This is a genomic window from Variovorax sp. WS11 (assembly GCF_010499245.1).
Lineage (GTDB): Bacteria > Pseudomonadota > Gammaproteobacteria > Burkholderiales > Burkholderiaceae_C > Variovorax.
Genome location: NZ_JAAGOW010000003.1, coordinates 644,240 through 665,910 on the forward strand (window position 1 = coordinate 644,240; position 21,671 = coordinate 665,910).

Annotated in this window: 19 protein-coding genes and 1 pseudogene; 7 read left to right on the plus strand and 13 right to left on the minus strand. The window is 70.1% G+C overall.

What is annotated here, in order from left to right; translation table 11 throughout:
• Window positions 1–144 precede the first annotated feature (144 nt).
• Window positions 145–1,554, minus strand: a complete 1,410-nt coding sequence (locus GXN78_RS28645; protein WP_106554384.1) for an MFS transporter — start codon at window positions 1,552–1,554, stop codon at window positions 145–147.
• Window positions 1,555–1,887: 333 nt separating this feature from the next.
• Between GXN78_RS28645 and GXN78_RS28650 the strand changes: the two genes are divergently transcribed.
• The 5 genes and pseudogenes from GXN78_RS28650 to GXN78_RS28670 all read left to right on the plus strand — a co-directional run bounded on the left by GXN78_RS28650 (window position 1,888) and on the right by GXN78_RS28670 (window position 7,666).
• On the plus strand, window positions 1,888–3,132 hold the full coding sequence (locus GXN78_RS28650; protein ID WP_106554383.1) for an ROK family protein: 1,245 nt from the start codon (window positions 1,888–1,890) through the stop codon (window positions 3,130–3,132).
• Complete coding sequence (locus tag GXN78_RS28655; RefSeq protein ID WP_106554382.1) at window positions 3,125–4,672, plus strand: sugar ABC transporter ATP-binding protein; 1,548 nt, start codon at window positions 3,125–3,127, stop codon at window positions 4,670–4,672. Before GXN78_RS28650 ends, GXN78_RS28655 begins: the two co-directional genes overlap by 8 nt.
• Window positions 4,673–4,785: 113 nt before the next feature.
• Window positions 4,786–5,711, plus strand: a pseudogene (locus GXN78_RS28660) (ribose ABC transporter permease).
• 52 nt (window positions 5,712–5,763) lie between these two features.
• On the plus strand, window positions 5,764–6,702 hold the full coding sequence (locus GXN78_RS28665; protein ID WP_106554380.1) for an ABC transporter substrate-binding protein: 939 nt from the start codon (window positions 5,764–5,766) through the stop codon (window positions 6,700–6,702).
• 31 nt (window positions 6,703–6,733) lie between these two features.
• Window positions 6,734–7,666, plus strand: a complete 933-nt coding sequence (locus GXN78_RS28670) for a carbohydrate kinase (RefSeq protein WP_343231035.1) — start codon at window positions 6,734–6,736, stop codon at window positions 7,664–7,666.
• 12 nt (window positions 7,667–7,678) lie between these two features.
• Here GXN78_RS28670 and GXN78_RS28675 read toward each other — a convergent pair whose 3' ends face one another.
• The 7 genes from GXN78_RS28675 to GXN78_RS28705 form a co-directional block, all read right to left on the minus strand.
• The gene (locus GXN78_RS28675) at window positions 7,679–7,987 is read right to left on the minus strand and encodes an AbrB/MazE/SpoVT family DNA-binding domain-containing protein (RefSeq protein ID WP_239142958.1); all 309 of its coding nucleotides are present in this window, start codon (window positions 7,985–7,987) and stop codon (window positions 7,679–7,681) included.
• Complete coding sequence (locus GXN78_RS28680; RefSeq protein ID WP_106554379.1) at window positions 7,984–9,144, minus strand: MFS transporter; 1,161 nt, start codon at window positions 9,142–9,144, stop codon at window positions 7,984–7,986. Before GXN78_RS28680 ends, GXN78_RS28675 begins: the two co-directional genes overlap by 4 nt.
• On the minus strand, window positions 9,144–10,268 hold the full coding sequence (aroC, locus tag GXN78_RS28685) for a chorismate synthase (protein WP_106554378.1): 1,125 nt from the start codon (window positions 10,266–10,268) through the stop codon (window positions 9,144–9,146). Before aroC ends, GXN78_RS28680 begins: the two co-directional genes overlap by 1 nt.
• Window positions 10,269–10,293: 25 nt before the next feature.
• Entirely contained in the window at window positions 10,294–11,868 is a 1,575-nt protein-coding gene (locus tag GXN78_RS28690) for an MFS transporter (protein WP_106554377.1), read from the minus strand.
• Window positions 11,865–12,239, minus strand: a complete 375-nt coding sequence (locus GXN78_RS28695; RefSeq protein WP_106554376.1) for a YciI family protein — start codon at window positions 12,237–12,239, stop codon at window positions 11,865–11,867. Before GXN78_RS28695 ends, GXN78_RS28690 begins: the two co-directional genes overlap by 4 nt.
• Window positions 12,236–12,598: a YciI family protein gene (locus tag GXN78_RS28700; RefSeq protein WP_106554375.1), complete on the minus strand. Its 363-nt coding sequence runs from the start codon at window positions 12,596–12,598 to the stop codon at window positions 12,236–12,238. Before GXN78_RS28700 ends, GXN78_RS28695 begins: the two co-directional genes overlap by 4 nt.
• 96 nt (window positions 12,599–12,694) lie before the next feature.
• Complete coding sequence (locus GXN78_RS28705) at window positions 12,695–14,044, minus strand: RNA polymerase sigma factor (RefSeq protein WP_106554374.1); 1,350 nt, start codon at window positions 14,042–14,044, stop codon at window positions 12,695–12,697.
• A gap of 95 nt (window positions 14,045–14,139) precedes the next feature.
• Between GXN78_RS28705 and GXN78_RS28710 the strand changes: the two genes are divergently transcribed.
• On the plus strand, window positions 14,140–14,562 hold the full coding sequence (locus GXN78_RS28710; protein ID WP_106554373.1) for a cupin domain-containing protein: 423 nt from the start codon (window positions 14,140–14,142) through the stop codon (window positions 14,560–14,562).
• 81 nt (window positions 14,563–14,643) lie between these two features.
• Window positions 14,644–15,213: a GbsR/MarR family transcriptional regulator gene (locus GXN78_RS28715; RefSeq protein WP_106554372.1), complete on the plus strand. Its 570-nt coding sequence runs from the start codon at window positions 14,644–14,646 to the stop codon at window positions 15,211–15,213.
• On the opposite strand, the gene cydX is transcribed toward GXN78_RS28715, so the two are convergent.
• Genes cydX through cydD form a run of 5 tightly spaced genes read right to left on the minus strand, consistent with a single transcriptional unit; the run spans window position 15,210 to window position 21,516 of the window.
• Window positions 15,210–15,335: a cytochrome bd-I oxidase subunit CydX gene (gene cydX / locus GXN78_RS28720; protein ID WP_106554371.1), complete on the minus strand. Its 126-nt coding sequence runs from the start codon at window positions 15,333–15,335 to the stop codon at window positions 15,210–15,212. The genes GXN78_RS28715 and cydX overlap by 4 nt on opposite strands.
• 31 nt (window positions 15,336–15,366) lie before the next feature.
• Entirely contained in the window at window positions 15,367–16,521 is a 1,155-nt protein-coding gene (gene cydB / locus GXN78_RS28725; RefSeq protein WP_106554370.1) for a cytochrome d ubiquinol oxidase subunit II, read from the minus strand.
• 13 nt (window positions 16,522–16,534) lie between these two features.
• Window positions 16,535–18,148 carry a cytochrome ubiquinol oxidase subunit I gene (locus GXN78_RS28730; protein WP_106554369.1) on the minus strand — a complete coding sequence of 538 codons (1,614 nt, stop codon included), beginning with the start codon at window positions 18,146–18,148 and terminating at the stop codon, window positions 16,535–16,537.
• A 45-nt stretch (window positions 18,149–18,193) separates the two neighbouring features.
• Window positions 18,194–19,888, minus strand: coding sequence for an ATP-binding cassette domain-containing protein (locus GXN78_RS28735; RefSeq protein ID WP_106554368.1), 1,695 nt, complete (start codon window positions 19,886–19,888; stop codon window positions 18,194–18,196).
• Complete coding sequence (gene cydD, locus GXN78_RS28740) at window positions 19,885–21,516, minus strand: thiol reductant ABC exporter subunit CydD (protein WP_239142970.1); 1,632 nt, start codon at window positions 21,514–21,516, stop codon at window positions 19,885–19,887. Before cydD ends, GXN78_RS28735 begins: the two co-directional genes overlap by 4 nt.
• Window positions 21,517–21,671 lie beyond the last annotated feature (155 nt).

Here is a 21,671-nt window from a genome sequence, read left to right on the forward strand (position 1 = left end):
TCAACGGAATACAAAGGGACTTCGCACCTTCCAGCAACAGCGTAGAAGCACCAAGGATTAATCCTTTGTCTTCAATCTGAATCCACTGAAAAAGAAAAAGCCCGTGCGCGAGATTACACGAGCCTTTCCTGATTTCGCGGGTATTCAGCCCGCCGCCTTCGCCAACCTCCCATCCGCAATCGTCTGCTCCCGCATCCGCTCATAGTCCGGCTTAGGCACCGGCACCGCATCCGCATCGCCCAGATCATTCATGTGAATGCGATAGGTCTCCCGCGCACTCAGCGCAGCAATTGCGGCGATCACCGTAATGCCGAAGGCCAGCGAGCCGACGATCAGCGGGATGTTGGGTGCGCCGGGAGGCGCGACGGTGGCGAACAGCGCCGGCAGCATGGCCGTGATGGCGGTGCCGATGTTCTGCGAGATCGCCATCGCCGAGACGCGGGTGCGGGTCGGGAACAGCTCGGGGTAGAAGCTCGGGAACACGGCGTTGTAGCCTTGGTAGACCACGCCCCACATCAAGAGCGACATGCAGATCGCCAGCGGTACGTTCTTGATGCTGATCGCGTAGAGATAGCCGAAGGCCAGCAGACCCGACGCCAGCGCGCCGAAGATGATGGGCGGCCTGCGGCCGATCCTGTCGGACAGGTTGCCCACGTAGGGAATCACCACCACCGCGAGCATGTTGCCCAGCACCGGGATCCACAGGTAGATGTCCTTCGCGAAGCCGATGCCGTAGGCAGCCTGCACCGCGTAGGCGGCGCCGAAGATGGTGGCGATCACGGGGATCACGTTCATCAGCGACATGCACACCACGCGCAGCATGTCCTTCCAGCTGTACTTGAAGGCGTCGACGATGGGCGAGCGCGGGCGTTGCTGTTGCTGGCCCTCCTCGGCGAAGGCGGGCGTCTCGTCGACCTCGCGGCGGATGATGTAGCCCGCGACGATCACGATGAAGCTCAGCAGGAAGGGAATGCGCCAGCCCCAGCTGTTGAACTCCTCGGTGGGCATGTAGTGCGCGAGCGGCAGGAACACCGCCGCGGCCAGGATCTGGCCGGCCTGCACGCCCTGCAGCGTGAAGCTGGCGAAGAAGCCGCGCCTGCCGAAAGGCGCGTGCTCCAGGATCATCGAACTGGCGCCCGAGATCTCGCCGGCCACCGCGAAGCCCTGCACCAGGCGGCAGATCACCAGCAGCAGAGGGGCCAGCAGGCCGACCTGGTCGTAGGTGGGCAGCAGGCCGACCGCGATGGTCGAAAAGCCCATCAAAAACATGCACAGGACCAGCACCTGCTTGCGGCCATGGGTGTCGCCCCAGTGGCCGAGGAAGAAGGCGCCGATGGGCCGCGCGACGTAGCCGACGCCGTAGGTCGCCAGCGAGGCGACGATGGCGATCTTCGGATCGCCCTTGGGGAAGAAGATCTGCGGAAAGATCAGCGACGCCGCGGTGGCGTAGATGAAGAAGTCGTAGTACTCGAGCGCTGAGCCGATCCAGCCGCTGGCGGCGGCCTTCTTCGACTGGTGCCGGCCGCTGGGCTCGTGCTCCTGGGGTTTGCTCATGGAATGTCTCCGTTGGATTGGGGGGCGAGGCGACTGTAGGTCTGCGGAGGGATGGCCGGCAATGTGACGGCCGGGCGTTGCGATCGATCATCGATCGCCGCTGTGCGACTTTCGCGCGAAATAGGGGTTTATCCGAGTCCGTCAAGCTGCAGGGCACCGGACCGATACCGTGATGCCGCCCTACCCCTCCACAGAGGGCCGCCATGGGTCTGAACAAATACTTTTTTGCATTTTTCCGGGTTAACCCGGGATGGTCTCGCCGTGGCCCGCTTCTACTATTTATTCAACTTGAATTAATTAATCAGCGCTTCCGCAGAGCAAGGAGACAAGCCAGTGACGACAGCCGGTCCCGGTCGGGGCACGAACTCGGTCAACCTGCGCCTCTACAACGAGCGCAGCCTGCTGCAGCGCCTGCGCCGCGCCGGCGAGGCGTCGAAGGCCGACCTCGCGCGCTGGGCCCAGCTCACCAACACGGCGGTGGGCAGCATCGTGCAGTCGCTCGAAGAGTCGCGCCTGATCGAGCCCGCCGGCCGCCGCCAGGAAGGCCAGCGCGGCCAGCCCGCCGGGCTGTACCGCGTGAATCCCGAGGGCGCCTACGGCATCGGCGTGCGGCTGGACCGCACCAGCATCGAGACGGTGATGATCGACCTGGGCGGCCGCATCCTGGCGCGCGCCGCGCACGACCTGCTGCTGCCCCACCCCGACAAGGCGCTCGCGCTGGTGCGCGAGGACGTGCTGCGCATGATCGATACGCTCGACCGCGCCCAGCGCGGGCGCCTCATGGGTATCGGCCTGGCCCAGCCCTACAACCTCGGCGCCTGGCTGCGCGAGCTCGACCTCGAAGCCGACTTCCGCATCTGGGACGAGGTGGACTTCGGCGAGATGCTGGCGCAGGCAGTCGACCAGCCGGTCTTCAAGGAGAACGACGGCAACGCGGCCGCCATCGCCGAGTTGTTCTTCGGCGTCGGGCGCGAGGAGAACGACTTCCTCTACATCTTCATCGGCGCGGCGCTGGGCGCCGGCGCGGTGATCGGCGGCGAAAGCCTGCGCGGCGCCAGCGGCAACGCGGCCGACCTGGGCCTGATGCCGGTGCCGCCCAGCCGCCTGGCCTCGGCGCCGGTGCCGGCGCGCCGCTGGGACATCCTGCTGTCGCGCGCCTCGCTGAATGCGCTCACGCGCCACCTGCGCCACCAGGGCGTCGCCGTACACGACCACGCCGGGCTCGACGCCTGCGTCCAAGCTGGCCGGCCCGAGGTGAACGAATGGCTGGAGGACTGCATCGACGCGCTGGTGCCCTCCACCCGCGCCTCGCTGGCGGTGCTGGACCTGCCGGTGGTGGTGATCGACTGCGACATCGACAGCGGCCTGATCGACCAGCTGATGCAGGGCCTCGACCAGGGCCTGCGCGCCATCGCCCCCGAGGCGCGCCAGACCCCGCGCATCGTGCGCGGCAGTTTCCGCGCCGACGCCGGTGCCATCGGCGCGGCCAGCCTGCCGATGTTCTTCAACTTCTCGCCGCGCGCGGACGTGCTGCGCGGCCATTCCCACCCCCGCCACCAGGAGACTGCGAATGCATGACTCCCCGCCTGCGCTGCTCGAGCTGCGCAAGATCTCCAAGACCTTCCCCGGCGTCAAGGCGCTGCAGGATGTGCAGCTGCGCGCCAGCGCCGGCCGCGTTCACGCGCTGATGGGCGAGAACGGCGCCGGCAAGTCGACGCTGATGAAGGTGCTGTCGGGCGCCTACATGCCCGACCCCGGCGCCGAGATCCTCATCGACGGCAAGCTGGTCCACATCGACGGGCCGCTGGCGGCCAAGCACCTGGGCGTGTCGGTGATCTACCAGGAGCTGAGCCTGGCGCCCAACCTCACGGCCGCCGAGAACATCTACATGGGCCGGGCGCTGCGCCGCGGCGGCATGGTCGACCGCGCCGGCATGCACGCTGCCTGCGAGGCGACGCTGCAGCGCCTGGGCGCCGACTTCGGGCCGGCCGTGCGCGTGGCCGAGCTGTCGATCGCGCAGCGCCAGCTGGTGGAGATCGCCCGGGCGGTGCATTTCGACTGCCGCATCCTGGTGATGGACGAGCCGACCACGCCGCTCTCGACGCACGAGACCGACCGGCTCTTCGCGCTGATCCGCCGGCTGCGCGACGAAGGCCTGGCCATTCTCTACATCAGCCACCGCATGGACGAGATCGACGAGCTGGCCGACGAGGTCACGGTGCTGCGCGACGGCAGCTACGTGGGCACGCTCAGCCGCGCCGAGCTCTCGCGCGACCGGCTGGTCAAGATGATGGTGGGCCGCGACCTCTCGGGCTTCTACCGCAAGGAGCACCACGGCCAGCACACCGGCGAGAAGGCGCTGACGGTGCGCGACCTGCGCGACGGCCGGCGCGTGCACGGCTGCAGCTTCGAGATGCACGCGGGCGAGGTGCTGGGCCTGGCCGGCCTGGTCGGCGCCGGCCGCACCGAGCTGGCGCGGCTGATCTTCGGCGCCGACCCGCGCACCGGCGGCGACGTGTCGCTGAACGGCAGCGGCGCGGTGCTCGACATCACGCGGCCGATCGACGCGATCCGCTCGGGCATCCTCTACCTCACCGAGGACCGCAAGGGCCAGGGCCTGTTCCTCGACCTCTCGGTGCGCGACAACATCAACGTGATGGTGAGCCCGCGCGACGCCAAGGCGGGCGGCGTGATGGACGGCAAGCGCGCGGCGCAGCGTGCGCGCGACGCGATCTCGCAGCTGTCCATCCGCGTCCCCTCGGCGCGGGTCAACGTCGGCTCGCTCTCGGGCGGCAACCAGCAGAAGGTGCTGCTCGCGCGCCTGCTGGAGCTGGCGCCCAAGGTGCTGATCCTCGACGAGCCCACGCGCGGCGTCGACATCGGCGCCAAGAGCGAGATCTATCGCTTGATCGACGAGCTGGCACGGCGCGGCGTCGCCGTGCTGGTGATCTCGAGCGAGCTGGCCGAGGTGGTGGGCATCTGCGACCGCGTGATCGTGATGCGCGAAGGCCACCTGGTCGGCGAGGTCGGCGGCGCGAGCGCGCTGGCCATCACGCAGGAAAACATCGTCGTGCTGGCCACCGGCGCGGCCGCCACCCACACGCCCGTGCTGCACTGAAGCCCGCGGCGCATCCAGGAGACATCGACATGAACAAGCACACCGCCGCCCTCGCGACGCCCCACAACCCCGCCCTGCCGGGCGCCCTGCGCGGCGCCAGCGGCAAGGAGATCATGCGCGCCCTCGGCATGCTGCCGGTGCTGGTGCTGCTGTGCATCGGCTTCAGCCTGGCGAGCGAGAACTTCTTCAGCCTGCAGAACCTGTCGATCATGACGCAGCAGGCCTCGATCAACATCGTGCTGGCCGCGGGCATGACCTTCGTGATCCTCACCGCCGGCATCGACCTGTCGGTGGGCTCGATCCTCGCCGTCTCGGCGGTGGCGGCGATGCTGGTGTCCAACATCCCGGGGCTGGGCATGCTGGGCATCGCGGCCGGCCTGGGCTGCGGGCTGGTGTTCGGGCTGATCAACGGCGTGCTGATCGCCTTCCTCAAGCTGCCGCCCTTCATCGTGACGCTGGGCTCGCTGACGGCCGTGCGCGGCATCGCGCGCCTCCTGGGCAACGACACCACCGTGTTCAACCCGCAACTGCCCTTCGCCTTCATCGGCAACGGCGAGGTGCTGGGCATTCCCTGGCTGGTGATCATCGCCTTCGCGGTGGTGGCGCTGTCGTGGTTCATCCTGCGCCGCACGGTGCTGGGGCTGAACATCTACTCGGTCGGCAGCAACCCGAGGCAGCGCGCCTGGCGGGCATCAAGGTCTGGGCGGTGCTGCTCTTCGTGTACCAAACCTCGGGGCTGCTCTCGGGGCTGGGCGGGGTGATGGCCTCGGCCCGCCTCTACGCGGCCAACGGGCTGCAGCTGGGCGCCTCCTACGAGCTGGACGCGATCGCGGCGGTGATCCTCGGCGGCACCAGCTTCGTGGGCGGCACCGGCTCCATCCTCGGCACGCTGATCGGCGCGCTGATCATCGCGGTGCTGACCAACGGACTGATCCTGATGGGCGTCTCGGACATCTGGCAGTACATCGTCAAGGGCCTGGTGATCATCGGCGCGGTCGCGCTGGATCGCTACCGCCGCAAGGACTCGGCGCGGACCTGAGTCCCCTCTTCTTTTCCCTTCCCTCACTCAACCACCAACGGAGACTCTTCCCATGCGCAAACCCCTGTTCGCCCTCGCCGTGATCGCCGCGGCGCTCGCCGCCCCTGCCGCGCAGGCGCAGCAAAAGCAGATCAAAAGCGTCGGCATCACGCTCGGCTCGATGGGCAACCCCTTCTTCGTCGCGCTCGCCAAGGGCGCCGAGGCCAAGGTCAAGCAGTACAGCCCGAGCGCCAAGGTGAACGCGCTGTCGGCCGACTACGACCTGAACAAGCAGTTCTCGCAGATCGACGGCTTCATCGCCTCGGGCGCCGACATGATCCTGGTCAACGCGGTCGACGCCAAGGCCATCGAGCCCGCGCTGCAAAAAGCCAAGAAGGCCGGCATCGTGGTCGTGGGCGTGGACGTGGCGGCCAACGGCGCCGATGCGACGGTGCAGACCAACAACGTGCAGGCCGGCGAGATCGCCTGCCAGTTCATCGTCGAGAAGCTCGGCGGCAAGGGCAACGTGATCATCCAGAACGGGCCGCAGGTGTCGGCCGTGATCGACCGCGTCAACGGCTGCAAGTCGGTGCTCAAGAAGAGCCCGGACATCAAGGTGCTGTCGGACGACCAGGACGCCAAGGGCTCGCGCGAGGGCGGCCTCAACGTGATGCAGAACCACCTGACGCGCTTCCCGAAGGTGGACGCGGTGTTCGCCATCAACGACCCGCAGGCCATCGGTGCCGACCTGGCGGCCAGGCAGCTCAACCGCAAGAACATCGTCATCACCTCGGTCGACGGCGCGCCCGACATCGAGACCGCGCTGAAGAGCGACACCCAAGTGCAGGCCTCCGCCAGCCAGGACCCGTACATGATCGCGCAGAAGGCGGTGGAGATCGGCCACGACATCATGAACGGCAAGAAGCCGGCCGAGCCGATGACGCTGCTGCCCTCGACGCTGATCACGCGCACCAACGTCAAGGACTACAAGGGCTGGCAGTCGCCGCGCTGACCGCATTCGATTCACAGGCAGAGACAGGGAGATGGCGATGTTCGTGGTTTGCGGCGAAGCGCTGATGGATGTCTACATGGGCGAGTGGACCTCCACCGGGTTGACGCTCGATGCCCGCGTCGGCGGCTCGCCGCTCAACGTGGCGCAGGGGCTGGCCCGGCTGGAGCGGCCGGTGGCCTTCCTGACGGGCCTGTCCACCGACGCCTCGGGCGAGCGCCTGCTGGCGTCCTTGCGCGCCGAGGGCGTCGACACCTCGCTGGTGCTGCGCGGCGATGCGCCCAGCACGCTCAGCGTGGTGAGCCTGGACGCCGCCGGCGTGCCGCGCTACGCCTTCCACGGCAAGGACGCGGCCGACCGGCAGATCACGCACGAGACGATGCCGGCCCTGCCGGACGCCACGCGCGTGCTGCAGTTCGGCTCCTACGCGCTCGCGGTGGAGCCGGTCGGCAGCGCCCTGCGCGCGCTGGCGGCGCGCGAGCGCGCGCGGCGGCTGATCGCCTACGACCTGAATGTGCGGCTCAATGTCGAGCCCGACCTCGCGCACTGGCGCGATGTGGTCGGCTTCATGGCGCCGCTGGCGCATCTGATGAAGACCAGCGACGAGGACCTGGCCCTGCTCTACCCCGACGAAAGTCCCGAGCAGGTCGCCGAGCGCTGGCTGGACCTGGGCGCATCCCTGGTGGTGGTCACGCGCGGTCGCGACGGCGCCACCGCCTGGACCCGCGAGGCGCGCGCCGATGCGCCCTCGCCGCCCATCACGGTGGTCGACACCGTGGGCGCCGGCGACACCTTCCAGGCCGCGCTGCTGGCCTGGCTCGACGAGCAGGATGCCTTGACGCCGCAGGCGCTGGCGGGGCTCGATGCCACGGCGCTGCAGAACGCGCTCGCCTTCGCGACCCGCGCCGCCGCCCTCACCTGCTCGCGCCGCGGCGCGGACCTGCCGAGGCGGTCGGAGCTGAGATAACTGGGCCGCGCGCTACGTCTTGATCGTTGCAGGCGTGCCGGTCCTCCGCTGCCGCGCCCATGCAATGGCATCGCCGATGTCCGCGCCATCGATACCCAGGCCCTCCAGCCTCTCGCGCACGCTATCACCGCGTTGAATGTGCGCGGGGGTCAGCAAGATCCGGCCATCGCGGACTTCGACTTCGAAGCACTCCGGTGCGCCCACTTGCTCCGTCAAGCTGCGCGGCAGCGTGAGCTGATTCCTGGAAGTCATCTTGATGCGCATGGTTGCCTTGCGAAAACGGAGGGGACCGACGTTACAGCCCTGCACCGCGACGGTCAACGCCCCGCTTCCAGCCGCTGCGTCCGCCACGCGCACACGCTGCCCACCACTGCCAGCAGGGTCGCCACGCCGAACATCACCACGTAACCGAAATGCTGGGCGATGGCGCCGCCGGCCAGCACGCCCAGCACGCCGCCGAAGCCATAGCCGATCACGGTGAAGAGCGCCTGCCCGCGCCCGCGCAGCCGGCCCGGGAAATGGCGCGACACCATGGCGATGCAGGTCGTGTGGTGCGCCGCGAAGGACAGCGCATGCAGCAGCTGCGCGGCCGCCAGCGCCCAGAGCCACGATCCGCCGCCGGCGGTGAGCCCCATGCGCAGCACGGCCGCGACACCGCAGATCAGCAGCCAGCGCGGCATCGCGAAGAGTTCGAGCAGCCGGCCCTGGAGGAAGAACCAGGCGACCTCGGCGCCCACCGACAGCGCCCACAAGAGGCCGATCACGCCCTTGCCGTAGCCCAGCGAGTCCAGGTACAGCGAAAGGAATCCGTAGACCGCGAAATGCGCCATCACGTGGAAGAACAGCGAGGCGAAGAACCAGCGCACGGCCGGGATGCGCAGCACCGGCCCGACCGGCTCCTTCTGCGCCGCGTGGGCCAGCGGCGCGTCGCGCGTGTCGGGCAGGCGCAGGGTCGCGATCAGCACGATGGCCAGCGTGCCGCCCGCCCAGGCCGGGAAATGGCCCATGCCGAAACGCTCGAACCACTCGCCTGCGACGAACACCGTGAGCAGAAAGCCGGCCGAGCCCCACAGCCGGATGCGCCCGTAGCGCCCCCAGTCGCCGGCCACCAGGTGGGCCATGGCCGCCTCGGTGAGCGACATCATCGAGCTGGTGTGGGTGAACATCACCAGCAGCACCAGCCCCAGCCACCAGGCACCGCCGTTCCACCACAGGCCCAGCGAGGCGAAGAGCGCCACCGCCGCGCTGATGCGCAGCAGCAGCACGCGCTGGCCCGTGTGGTCGCTCAGCGCGCCCCAGGCATAGGGCGCGAAGACGCGCGTGATCGACTGCACCGAGGTCAGCAGGCTGATGGTGAAGATCGGCAGCCCCAGGCTCTGGAGCCAGAGCGGAAGGTAGGGATTGAAGAAGCCGATGTGGGCGAAGTAGCTCGCCGACAGTCCGGCGAAGGCGAGCAGGTGGCCCCGGCCCGCGGCCACTAGAGGAAGGACGCCTGGGGTGACGTGCCTTCGGCGTTGGACTGCCCCGGATCCGGCGCTCCGATCACGTCGCCGCACTGAGCGCGGTTGCGCAGCGCGTGTTCCATCACGACCAGCGCGAGCATGGCCTCGGCGATGGGCGTGGCGCGGATTCCGACGCAGGGGTCGTGGCGGCCCTTGGTGACCACCTCGACCGGCTGGTTGTGGATGTCCACCGACTGGCGCGGGCTGATGATCGAGCTGGTGGGCTTGATCGCGATGCTCACGTCCAGGTCCTGCCCGGTGGTGATGCCGCCCAGCGTGCCGCCGGCGTTGTTGCTGTCGAAGCCATCGGGCCGGATCGAGTCGCCATGCGTGGTGCCGCGCTGCGTGACGCTGCCGAAGCCGGCGCCGATCTCCACGCCCTTGACGGCGTTGATGCCCATCATGGCCCAGGCGATGTCGGCGTCCATCTTGTCGAAGAGCGGCTCGCCCAGGCCCACCGGCACCTTCGAGGCCGTCACGCGAATGCGCGCGCCGCAGGAATCGCCGGCCTTGCGCAGGGCGTCCATGTAGGCCTCGAGCTTCGAAACGTCGGCCACGGGCGCGAAGAAGGGGTTGTTGGGGACGTGCTCCCAGCCCTCGAAGGGGATCTCGATCTCGCCGATCTGGGCCATGCAGCCGCGGAACACGGTGCCGTACTTCTCGAACAGCCACTTCTTGGCCACGGCACCGGCGGCCACCATCGGCGCCGTCAGCCGCGCCGAGGAACGGCCGCCGCCGCGCGGATCGCGAATGCCGTATTTCTTCCAGTAGGTGAAGTCGGCATGGCCGGGGCGGAACTGCTGCGCGATCTGGCCGTAGTCCTTGCTGCGCTGGTCGGTGTTCTCGATCAGGAGTGCGATCGGCGTGCCGGTGGTCTTGCCCTCGTACACGCCGGAGAGGATCTGCACGGCGTCCGGCTCGTTGCGCTGGGTCACGTGGCGGCTGGTGCCGGGGCGGCGGCGGTCGAGGTCGCCCTGGATGTCGGCCTCGCTGAGCGCCAGGCCGGGCGGACAGCCGTCGATGACGCATCCGATCGCGGGGCCGTGGGATTCGCCGAAGTTGGTGACCGCGAAAAGGGTGCCGAAGGTGTTGCCGCTCATGGGCGGGGATTATCCCCGCAAGGCTTCAGGCTTCGCTGGCGGAGGGGCACGGCGCAGGCGCTGCGGGCGCCGCCCGCGGCGGGCCGCCCACGCCGCGCAGCATGAAGGCAGCCAGCAGCGCGGCCGCCAGCGCCACGCCAGCGCTGATCGAGGCCGTGAGCCCGAAGGCCTGCGCAAAGGCCTCGCGCGAGGCCTCGAGCAAGGCCGCGCCGGCCGGCCCGGGCAGCGCCGCCGCCGCATCCGCCGCGACGCCCAGCCCGCTGCGGGCCGCCTCGGCCACCGCGGGCGGCACGCCCTCCAGCGCGTTGCCTGCCATCGCGTTCCGGTACACGGCCACGATCAGGCTGCCCAGCATCGCGATGCCCAGGGCGCCGCCGAACTCCGAGCTGGTCTCCTGGATCGCCGAGGCCGCGCCGGCCCGCTCGGGCGGGGCGGTGCCCACCATCATGTCGACCGCCAGCGTGAAGGCGAAGGACAGGCCCAGCGAGAGGATCGCGTAGGCAGCCACCAGCAGCGCCAGCCCATCCGTGCGATCGACCTGCGTCAGCAGCGCGAAGCCCACCGCCGCGATGAGCAGCCCGCCGGCCATCACGAAGCCCGGCCGCACCCGGCGCACGATCCGCGGCACCAGCGTCGAGCCCACCGCGAAAGCCAACCCCGACGGCACGCTCCACAGCCCGGCCTGCAGCGGCGACAGGCCCAGCACCAGCTGCATGTACTGCACGACGAAGAGAAAGCTGCCGAAGGCGATGAAGAAGGCCAGCGTGTTGATGGTGAGCGCCGCGCTGAAGGCGGGCGCGCGGAACAGCGCCAGGTCGATCAGCGGATCGGCGAGCCGCCCCTGGCGGCGAAAGAAGGCCCACCCGATCGCCACGCCCAGCACGACCGCCGCCAGCGGCAGCCAGCCGGCGCCGTGCTCGGCGAAGCGCTTGAGGCCGTAGATCACGGCCAGCACCGCCAGCAGCGACTGCGCCGCACTGAGCAGGTCGAGCCGCCCTGCCCCCGGGTCGCGGTACTCGGGCAGCAGCCAGGGCCCGATCAGCAGCAGCAACGCCATCACCGGCACGCTGACCAGGAACACCGAGCCCCACCAGAAGTGCTCGAGCAGCGCGCCGCCGATCAAGGGCCCGATGGTGCCGCCGATCGAGAAGCTCGCGATCCAGACGCCGATGGCCACGGTGCGCTCCTGCGCGTCGAGGAACATGTTGCGGATCAGCGAGAGCGTCGACGGCGCCAGCGTGGCGCCGGCCACGCCGAGCAGCGCGCGGGTCGCGATCAGCATGGGGGCGGTGGTCGAGAAGGCGGCCAGCACCGAGGCCAGCCCGAAGAAGGCGGCGCCGATCAGCAGCAGGCGGCGCCGCCCGATGCGGTCGCCCAGCGTGCCCATGGTGATGAGCGAGCCGGCCAGCATGAAGCCGTAGATGTCGACGATCCACAGCATCTGCGCGCTGCTCGGGCGCAGCGCAGCGCTCAGGTGCGGCACCGCGAGGTTGAGCACCGTGAGGTCCATTGCGTAGAGCATGCAGGGCAGCGCGATCACGGCCAGGCCGGTCCATTCGCGGGCGCCGGCCTTGTGCGGGGTGGCGTGCGCGGCGGTCATGGCTGCGCTCCTTCCGTCGGGCGTGCGAGCTCGAAGACCGGCCAGAGCTCGATGCTGCCGACGCGCGAGGACGGAATGCCCGCGGCCAGGCGCACCGCCTCCTCCCCGCTGGCGGCCTCGACCAGGTAGAAGCCGCCGAGTTGCTCGTTGGTCTCGATGAAGGGGCCGTCGGTGACCGACAGCCGCCCGTCGCGCACGCGCACCACGGCGGCGGTGCTCGCGGCCTCCAGGCCTTCGGACTCGACGAAATGGCCGCTGGCGCGCAGGCGGTCGTCGTAGTCGAGGTGCTCGTTGACGAAGGCCGCCATCTCGGCGGGCGGGATCGTGCCCATCTGCGCTTCGGTGGCGAAGATCATGCAGAGGTATCTCATGATGCGATCCTCTCGACCTTGGCGATGGGCCGCACCTCGATGCTGCCGTACTTCGCCAGCGGAATGCGGGCCGCCACCTGGATCGCGGCGTTGAGGTCGGGCACGTCGACCAGGATGAAGCCGCCGAGCTGCTCCTTGGTCTCGACGAAGGGGCCGTCGGTCTGCGAGAGCTTGCCGCCGCGCGTCTGCACCACCTTGGCGGACTTCGGGGTTTGCAGGGCCTCGGCGACGATCAACTGGCCGCGCGCCGCGAGCGCCTCGTCGTAGTCCATCGAGTCGTTGTCCAGCTTCGCCCGTTCGCTGGCGGACATCGTGGTCAGCAGCGTGGGATCGAAGTAGACCAGGCAAAGGTATTTCATGCGCATCTCCTGGAAGAAGGGTTGAGGGGATGCCTCTGGTCGAATGGCCGGGCCGGATTTCGACAGGCCGGGCAACTTTGCACCGGCCCAGTTGTTTCAGGATGCATCGCCCGTCGCGGGCAGCGCCGCCAGCCGCCGTTCGAGGAACTGCCGCTCGGGCGCCTGCCGCGCGAGCGCCAGCGCGCGCTCGTAGGATGCGCGCGCCTCGGCAACGCGGCCGAGACGCCGGCACAGGTCGGCCCGCGCGGCATGGGCCAGGTGGTAGTCCGCAAGCTCGCCGCGCGCCAGCAGCGCGTCGATCAGCGCCAGGCCGGCGGCCGGCCCGTCGCGCATCGCGATGGCAACGGCCCGGTTGAGCGCCACCACCGGCGAGGGCTCGGCACGCAGCAGCACGTCGTAGAGGCCGGCGATCTGCGCCCAGTCGGTGGCGGCGGCATCGGCCGCCTCCGCATGCACCGCCGCGATCGCGGCCTGCAGGGTGTAGGGGCCGAAGCGGCGCGAGGACAGGGCCCGCGTCACGAGCGCGCTGCCCTCGGCGATGAACGCGGGGTTCCATCGCGTGCGGTCCTGCGCCTCCAGCAGCACCATCTCGCCCGCGGCCGAGCTGCGCGCCGCGCGCCGCGACTCGTGCAGCAGCATCAGCGCCAGCAGGCCGATGGCCTCGGGCTCGGGCAGCAGTTCGACCAGCAGCCGGCCCAGGCGGATCGCCTCGGCGGAGAGGTCCGGCTGCGTGAGCGCCTCGCCGGACGACGCGGCATAGCCCTCGTTGAACACCAGGTAGACCACGCGCAGCACGACGTCGAGCCGCTCGGGCAGCTCGCTCACGGGCGGCACCTGGTAAGGGATGCGCGCCTCGCGGATCTTGTTCTTGGCCCGCACGATGCGCTGCGCGATGGTGGGCGCCGGCACCAGGAAGGCGGCGGCGATCTGCTCGGTGGCGAGGCCGCAGACCTCGCGCAGCGTCAGCGCCGCCTGCGCATCGGGGGCCAGTGCCGGATGGCAACAGGTGAAGATGAGGCGCAAGCGGTCGTCCTCCAGCGCCTCGGCATCGGGGTCGCGCTCGTCCCAGGCCAGGGCGGGGTCGGCGCTGGCCTCGACCGAGTCGGCAGCATCGTCCCAGGGCTCGAAGCGCGCGCGGCGGCGGATGCCGTCGATGGCCTTGAAGCGCCCCGCCGACACCAGCCAGGCGCGCGGGTTGGCCGGCACGCCCTGCGCAGGCCATTGCTCGAGCGCGGCGCGAAAGCCGTCGTGCAGCGCCTCCTCCGCCAGGTCGAAGTCGCCCAGCAGCCGCACCAGGGTCGCGAAGATGCGGCGCGAGTCGCTGCGGTAGACCGCGTCCGCCGCCTGCGCCGCCTGCGCCGCCTCGTGCGCCGCGAGCCGGCCGGCATCGCCTGCCGCGGACACGAGCTTGGCGGCATCGAGGGCGCCGGCGTCAGAGCGAACCATGGGGTTGAATTTCGAAGCGCGGCGGCGGCTTGTCAAGCGGCGCGGGAACGCTTTATGCATCGCGTCACGGCATCCCCGCCCTGCAAGGAACATTCATGCTGGACCGCACCGACACGCAGTTCTCCCACGTCAAGCCCGGCGACACCGACTACGTGTCGGGCGGGCTGCGCGACTTCTTTCTGTACCGCGACCTGGGCGTCGCCGAGGCCACGAACGGCAAGGTCATCGCGCATCTGGTCAAGGCCAACATGGCACCGGAAGCGGGCACCGGCTGGCACCGCCACGAGGCAGAGTTCCAGATCGTGATCATGGTCAAGGGCTGGGCCCGCTTCATGTACGAGGACCAGGTGACGCTGGTGCAGGCCGGCGACGTGGTGCACCAGCGCCCGGGCATCCGGCACTACCTGTTCGACTACTCGCCCGACATGGAGTACCTCGAGATCGTCTCGCCGGCCGACTTCAAGAGCATCGACGTCGAGCCGGTGTGCGAGGTGCCGCCGCCCACGCCCTGGGCCTGAACCGGGCCACGCCGGCGGCGCCGGCCTGCAGACTTTTCAGTCTTTCTTGAAGCTACAGCAATTCGGCCCGAGAATCGGCCGATGCCCACCGACACCCTGCCCCCGCTCAGCCGCCAGTTCATCGCCCACTTCGGGGAGATGGGCAGCAAGTGGGGCATCAACCGCACCGTCGGCCAGATCTATGCGCTGATCTTCATTTCCGAGCGCGCGCTCAACGCGGACGAGATCGCGGAGGCGCTGGCCTTTTCGCGCTCGAACGTGAGCATGGGGCTCAAGGAGCTGCAGTCCTGGCGCCTGGTGCGACTGCGCCACCAGCCCGGCGACCGGCGCGAGTACTTCGAGGCGCCTTCCGACGTGTGGGAGATCTTCCGCGTACTGGCCGAGGAACGCCGCCGCCGCGAGGTCGAGCCCACGCTGTCGATGCTGCGCATGGCGCTGCTGGAGAAGCCCACGAACGACGAGGAGCGCCACGCCCAGCAACGCATGCGCGAGATGCACGATCTGATCGACCGGCTGATGAAGTGGTTCGACGACGTGCAGCGGCTCGCGCCGGAGACGGCCATGCAGCTGATGGGGATGGGGGCGACGGTGACGAAGGTGCTGGGGCTCAAGGACCGCATCACCGGGGCCAAGGGCAAGAAGGCCGTCTAAAGGGGCTTCTCCAGCTTGTCCCGTCGGATCGCCTCATCGTCCATCAGCTCGTACCACATCGCATTGAGCACCGCGAAGGTCGCGGCGAGGGGGAGTCCCAGCAGCCAGGCGAAGTACCACATGGTTCGGTTCCTTTCTTGATGGCTTGATCGATCAGTAGGCGTGGCCGCGCTCGTCGCGGATGGCATCGGCGTCGACCTTGCCCCACATCACCTTGTAGACCCAGCTGGTGTAGGCCACGATGATCGGGATGAAGATGGCGCTGACCACCAGCATGATGAACAGCGTCAGGTGGCTCGAGGAGGAGTCCCACACCGTGAGGCTGGCGCGGGGGTCGAGCGACGAGGGCAGAATGAAGGGGAACATCGAGGCGCCGACGCTGAGGATGATGCCGGCGATGGCCAACGCGCTCGCCAGCAGCGCCATCCCTTCGCGCCGCATGCGCATCCCCAAGAAGGCCAGCAACGCACCCGCGAGGCCGAGGCCCGGCGCGATCCACAGCCACGGGTGGGCCGCGTAGTTGACGAACCAGGCGCCCGGTTGATGGGCCACGGTCTTCAGCAGCGGATTCGACGGGCCGCCCGTGGGCAGCGCGCTGGTCACGCGGTAACCGTCGATCCAGGACCACAGCACCAGACCCGCCAGCGCGTAGAGCACCAGCGTGAGCAGCGCCGCCACGCTGCCGTAGCTGCGCGCGCGCGCCGCCACCGGCCCGGCCGCCTTCAGCTGCAGCCAGGCGCTGCCGTGCATCGCCAGCATCGCGAGCGAAACCAGCCCGCACAGCAGCGCAAAAGGATTGAGCAGCCCGAAGAAGGAGCCCTCGTAGAAGATCCGCATGTCGGGCGCCAGCCGGAAAGGCACGCCCTGCAGCACGTTGCCGACCGCCACGCCGAAGATCAGCGCGGGCACCAGGCCGGTGACGAAGAGCGTCCAGTCCCAGCGCGCGCGCCACGCTGCATCCTCGTGCTTGCTGCGGAACTTGATGGCCACGGGCCGCAGGATGAGCGGCACCAGCACCGCGAACATCGCGAGGTAGAAGCCCGAGAAGGACACGGCATAGAGCTGCGGCCAGGCCGCGAAGAGCGCGGCGCCGCCGACGATCAGCCAGACCTGGTTGCCCTCCCACACCGGGCCGATGCTGTTGATGATGACGCGGCGCTCGAGGTCAGTGCGGCCGGCGAAGGGCAGCAGCATGTTGGCGCCCAGGTCGAAGCCGTCGGTCACGGCGAAGCCGACCAGCAGCACGCCGATCAGCAGCCACCAGATGAAGCGCAGGGTTTCGTAGGTGATGAGTTCGTGCAGGATCATGGTGGTTCTCCGTTCAGTCGGCGGCAGCGAGCGGCGTGCGCGGCAGCGCGGCCAGTTCCGCATCGGCCTCGGCGCGGTAGGCGGCCGGCGGCGGCACCGGGTGTTCCTCGGGGCCCTTGCGGATCGTCTTCAGCATCAGCTTCATCTCGATCACGAAGAGCACGGTGTAGAGCAGCGTGAAGCCGGCAATGGTGAGCAGCACCGTGCCGGCGCCCAGGTTCGACACCGCCACCGCCGTGGGCAGCACACCCTCGATCACCCAGGGCTGGCGGCCCAGCTCGGCCACGATCCAGCCGCACTCGGCCGCGAGCCAGGGCAACGGGATCGCGAACACCGCGACCTTGAGCAGCCACGGATACGCATCCAGCCTGCGCCGCGCCGACAGCACGAAGAAAGTGCCGGTCAGCAGGATGAAGAACATGCCCAGCCCGACCATGGTGCGGAAGGCCCAGTACAGCGGCGCCACCGGCGGGACGGTGTCGCGCGCGGCCTGGGCGACCTGCTCCGGCGTGGCCTTGCGCGGGTCGTCGACGTAGCGCTTGAGCAAGAGCGCATAGCCCAGCGCATGGCCGTTGTCCTCGAAGATCTTGCGCGCCGATTCGGGCACGGCCGCATCGCTGCCGGCCTCGCGGATCTTCTGCAGCGCGTCGTAGGCCGAGATGCCGACGCGGATGTTGAGCTCGGCGCGGTGCACCAGGTCGTCGATGCCGGGGATCTCGGTGGTGAGCGAGCGGGTGCCGATCAGCCCCATCACGGCCGGGATGTGGATGGCGTAGTGCGTCTCGCGGCTCGCCTCGTCGGGGAAGCCGAAGGCGGTGAAGGCGGCCGGGGCGGGCTCGGTCTTCCACATCGCCTCGACGGCGGCCAGCTTCATCTTCTGGTGCTCGGTCGAGAGATAGCCGCTCTCGTCGCCCAGCACCACGACCGACAGCGATGCCGCCAGGCCGAAGGAGGCCGCCACGGTCATCGAGCGCTTGGCCAGCTGCAGGTGCCGGCCGCGCAGCACATACCAGGCCGACACGCCGAGCACGAAGATGGACGCCACCGTGTAGCCGGCCGACACCGTGTGCACGAACTTGGCCTGCGCCACCGGGTTGGTCAGCACGGCGTAGAAGTCGGTCACTTCCATGCGCATGGTCTGCGGGTTGAAGGCGGCGCCCACGGGGTTCTGCATCCAGCCGTTGGCGATCAGGATCCACAGCGCGGAGAAGTTGGAGCCGATGGCCACCGCCCAGGTGGCGATCAGGTGGCCCACCTTGGAGAGCTTGTCCCAGCCGAAGAAGAACAGGCCGACGAAGGTGGCCTCGAGGAAGAAGGCCATCAGGCCCTCGATGGCCAGCGGCGCGCCAAACACGTCGCCCACGTAGTGACTGTAGTAGCTCCAGTTCATGCCGAACTGGAACTCCATGACCACGCCCGTGGCCACGCCCATCGCGAAGTTGATGCCGAAGAGCAGGCCCCAGAACTTCGTCATGTCGCGCCAGATGGTGCGGCCGGTCATGACGTAGACCGTTTCCATGATGGCGACGAGCACCGCCAAGCCGATGGTGAGCGGCACGAAGAGGAAGTGGTAGAGCGCCGTCAGCGCGAACTGCAGGCGGGAGAGTACAACGATGTCGAGGTCCATGGGGGCTTTCCTTCCGGGTTCTTGTGCTTCGTGGCTCGTGGCTGGCTAGTCGGGGCGCAGGGCGCTCAGGGCTGCTTCGAAGGCGGCCGTGCCGCGCCGCAGGTCGGCAACGATGCGGCCGGACCGCAGGACGAGCAGCCGGTCCGCCAGCGCGGCCTCGCGCCGCAGATGAGTGGCGATCAACAGCGTCCGGCCCGCGGCCTGGGCCCGCAGCCGCAGCAGCACATCGTGTGCGGTGGCAGTGTCCAACGCTTCGGTGGGTTCGTCGATCAGCCAAAAGGGTACGTTGCGCAGCAGCAGCCGGGCGAGTGCGAGGCGGCGCGACTGGCCGCCTGAAAGGCCCAGGCCGCCTTCGCCGAGCAGGCTGTCGAGGGCCGAGGGCATGGCGCGCACTTCGTCGGCGAGGCCTGCTGCGTGCAGCACGGACCAGAGCCGCGCGTCGTCGGCCGAGGGGTCGGCCAGGCGCAGGTTGTCGCGCAGGGTGTCCTGGAACAGGTCGGTGCGCTGCGTCAGCAGGCAGGACGGGAGGGCCCGCAGTTCGCCTTCCGCGGGCGCCAGTTCGCCTGCTGCAGCGGCAAGCAGGGTCGACTTGCCCGCGCCGCTGGGGCCGATCACGGCCACGCGCTCGCCCGTGGCGACGGTGAAGGCGCTGCGGTGCAGCGCGGGCCAGCGGCTGCCAGGGTGGGCCAAGGTCAGCGCGTGCGCCTGCAGCGCCAAGCCGTCGTCGGGCGCGGGTGGGACGGGCATCGGCTCGGGGCCGGCGGCCATGTGCGGCGCCAGGCGCCGCGCCGCGAGCCAGCTGCGGCCGGCCTCGAGGGCGCCGCGGCGCAGGGCGGCGAAGGGCTCGATGGCACCCAGCGCCACGAGCAGCGCCAGCGCCGCGGCGGGCGCGCCGATGGCGCCCTCGCCTGTCAGCAGGCCCGCTGCCAGCAGCACGGCCGCCAGGGTGAGCGAACCGGCCAGGCCATAAGCCATGCCGGCGCCGGCCTCGAGGCGGTTGAGCACGAGATCGGCCGCGGCCAGGTGGCGGTCGGCCGCGGCCAGCGCGTCGCGCTGGGCCTCGATGCGGCCTGCCATGACCAGCTCAGTCTGGCCGGCAACCAGGTCCGCCGTGCGGGCGCGCAGGCTTTCCATTGCCTGCGCCCGGCGCACGGCGGCGGGCCGGGCGTGCCGCGCGAGCACGAGCGCGATGCCCCAGCCCGCGCCGAGCAGCCACAGCGCCAGCAGCAGACCCACCCACAAGTTCATGACCCCAAGCACCAGCCCGGCCAGCAGCGCCGCCCCGAGCGCCGCGGCGGCAGGCACCAGCAGGCGCAGGTAGAAAGACTCCAGCGCGTCGATGTCGGCGCTCAGCCGGAACAGCAGCCGCGCCGGTCGTGCGAGCAGCTGCCGCGCGGCATCGGGCCGGGCCCAGCCGCGGAACAGGCGCACGCGCAGCGCGGCGAGCGCGGCGAAGGTGGCGTCGTGCGTCAGCAGCCGTTCGCCGTAGCGCGCGCCGGTGCGCCCGAGCGCCAGCAGGCGGATGCCAGCCGAGGGCATGAACACATCGAAGACGATGGCGGTGGCCGCATGCAGGCCAGCGAGCGCGGTCGCGGTGATGAACCAGCCCGAGAGGCCCAGCAGGCCCATGCCCATCAGCACGGTGAGCGCCGCCAACCCCGCGCCCAGCGCCAGCCGGCGCGGCTCGGCCGCCAGCAGTTGCCCCCAGACCGTGCGCAGGTCGCGCCAGCCCTTCGTCATGCGGCCTCCTGCACGGGCATGGGATCGAGGCTGATCACGCGGTCCATGCGCGCGGCCAGGACGGGGTCGTGGGTGGCGACGATCAGAGTCTTGCCCTGGGCCAGCGCGACCAGCGACTCGGCCACATGCGCCGCGGTCGCGGTGTCTAGGTGAGCCGTGGGCTCGTCCACCAGCAGCAGGTCGGCGTCGGGATGCACCGCAAGCCGTGCCAGCGCCAGCCGCGCCGCCTCGCCGCCCGAAAGGCCGCGGCCGCCCTCCCCCAGGCTGGCGCGCGGATGGGCCTGCGCCACCGCGTCGAGCGCGGCGAAGCGCATCGCGGCCTCGACCTGCGCCGTCTGCACGCCGGCGCGGCCCAGCGCGACGTTGGCCTCGACCGAACCGGCGAACACATGGGGCTTCTGGCCCATCCAGGCCATGCGCCGCCGCAGCGCGGCGGCCGTCCGGTCGGAGAGCAGGACGCCGCCCACCATGACCTGTCCTTGCTGCGCCGGCATCAGGCCCGCGATCAGGCTCAACAGCGCCGTCTTGCCCGAGCCGCTGGCACCCATTAGCGCCACGTGTTCGCCGGCGGCGATGCGCAAGTCGCGGCCCTCGAAGACCGCACCGCCGCCGGCATGGGCGAGGTGCACTGCGCGCAGACGCACGGACGGCGGGCCACCGGCGGAGCGGCGCTCCTCGGACGGAAGCCCACCATTCGCGCCGGGCAGCATCGTCCCGCCCTGCCCGACCCGGTCCAGCGCCGCGAGGGCAGCCTCGCCGGCCGCACGGTCGTGCCAGACCGCGGACAGCTCGCGCAGGGGCTCGAAGAAGGCCGGCGCCAGCAGCAGCACGAACAGGCCCTCACCCAGGCTCAGGCGCCGGCCCCAGGTGCCGAACTCGAAGGTGCCGAGCAGGTGGAAGCCCACGTAGGCCGCGACCATCGCGACGCCCAGCGCCGAGAACAGCTCCAGCACGGCCGAGGACAGGAAGGCAATGCGCAGCACCGCCATCGTGCGCTGGCGCAGCCCCTGCGCCGCCTCGCCCAGCCGCAGCGCGGTGGCATCGACCGCGCCGAGCGCGCGCAGGCTGGCCAGGCCGCGCAGGCGGTCGAGCAGGAAGGCATGCATGCCGCCGGCCTCGACCATGTGCGCCTCGCTCGCGGCCCGGGCGCGCCAGCCGACGATGGCCATGAAGAGCGGGATCAGCGGTGCCGCCACGAGCAGGATCGCCGCCGCGACCCACGAGTAGGCTGCGACCAGCGGCAGGATCAAGAGCGGGACGACAGTCGCGCGCCAGCGCGCCGGGGCATAGCGCACCAGGTAGGGCACGACCGCCTCGGCCTGCTCCGCGATCGTGCTCGCGGCCAGGCCGGAGGCCGGACGCGCGCGGTCCAGCGGCGAATGCGCGGCGAGCGCCGCTGTGGCCTGCGTCCGCATCGCCGACAACGCCGCGCGCGCGGCAGCGAACACGCGGCGCATGCCCCAGGCTTCGCAGGCAGCACGCAGCAAGCCCAGCAACACGATGCCGAGCGCAGGCCACAGCACCGCCCGCAGGCCCTCGCCCCGCGCCAGTCCATCGACCGCCCAGGCCAGCAAGGCGGCCTGCGGCAACCACAGCAAGGCAGCGGCGCCCTGGACCAGGCTGGCCATGCGCTGCGGCGGGGCCAGGCGCTCGAGGCTTGCGGTCGATGCGGGGGAAGTCATGCTTGGATTTCGTGTAATTTCAGAAATTCCTGAAATTCCCTGAATCATAAAAGATGTCACGCCGCCTCCGCTATCTTCGCGCCAAAGACCCGCCGCGACGC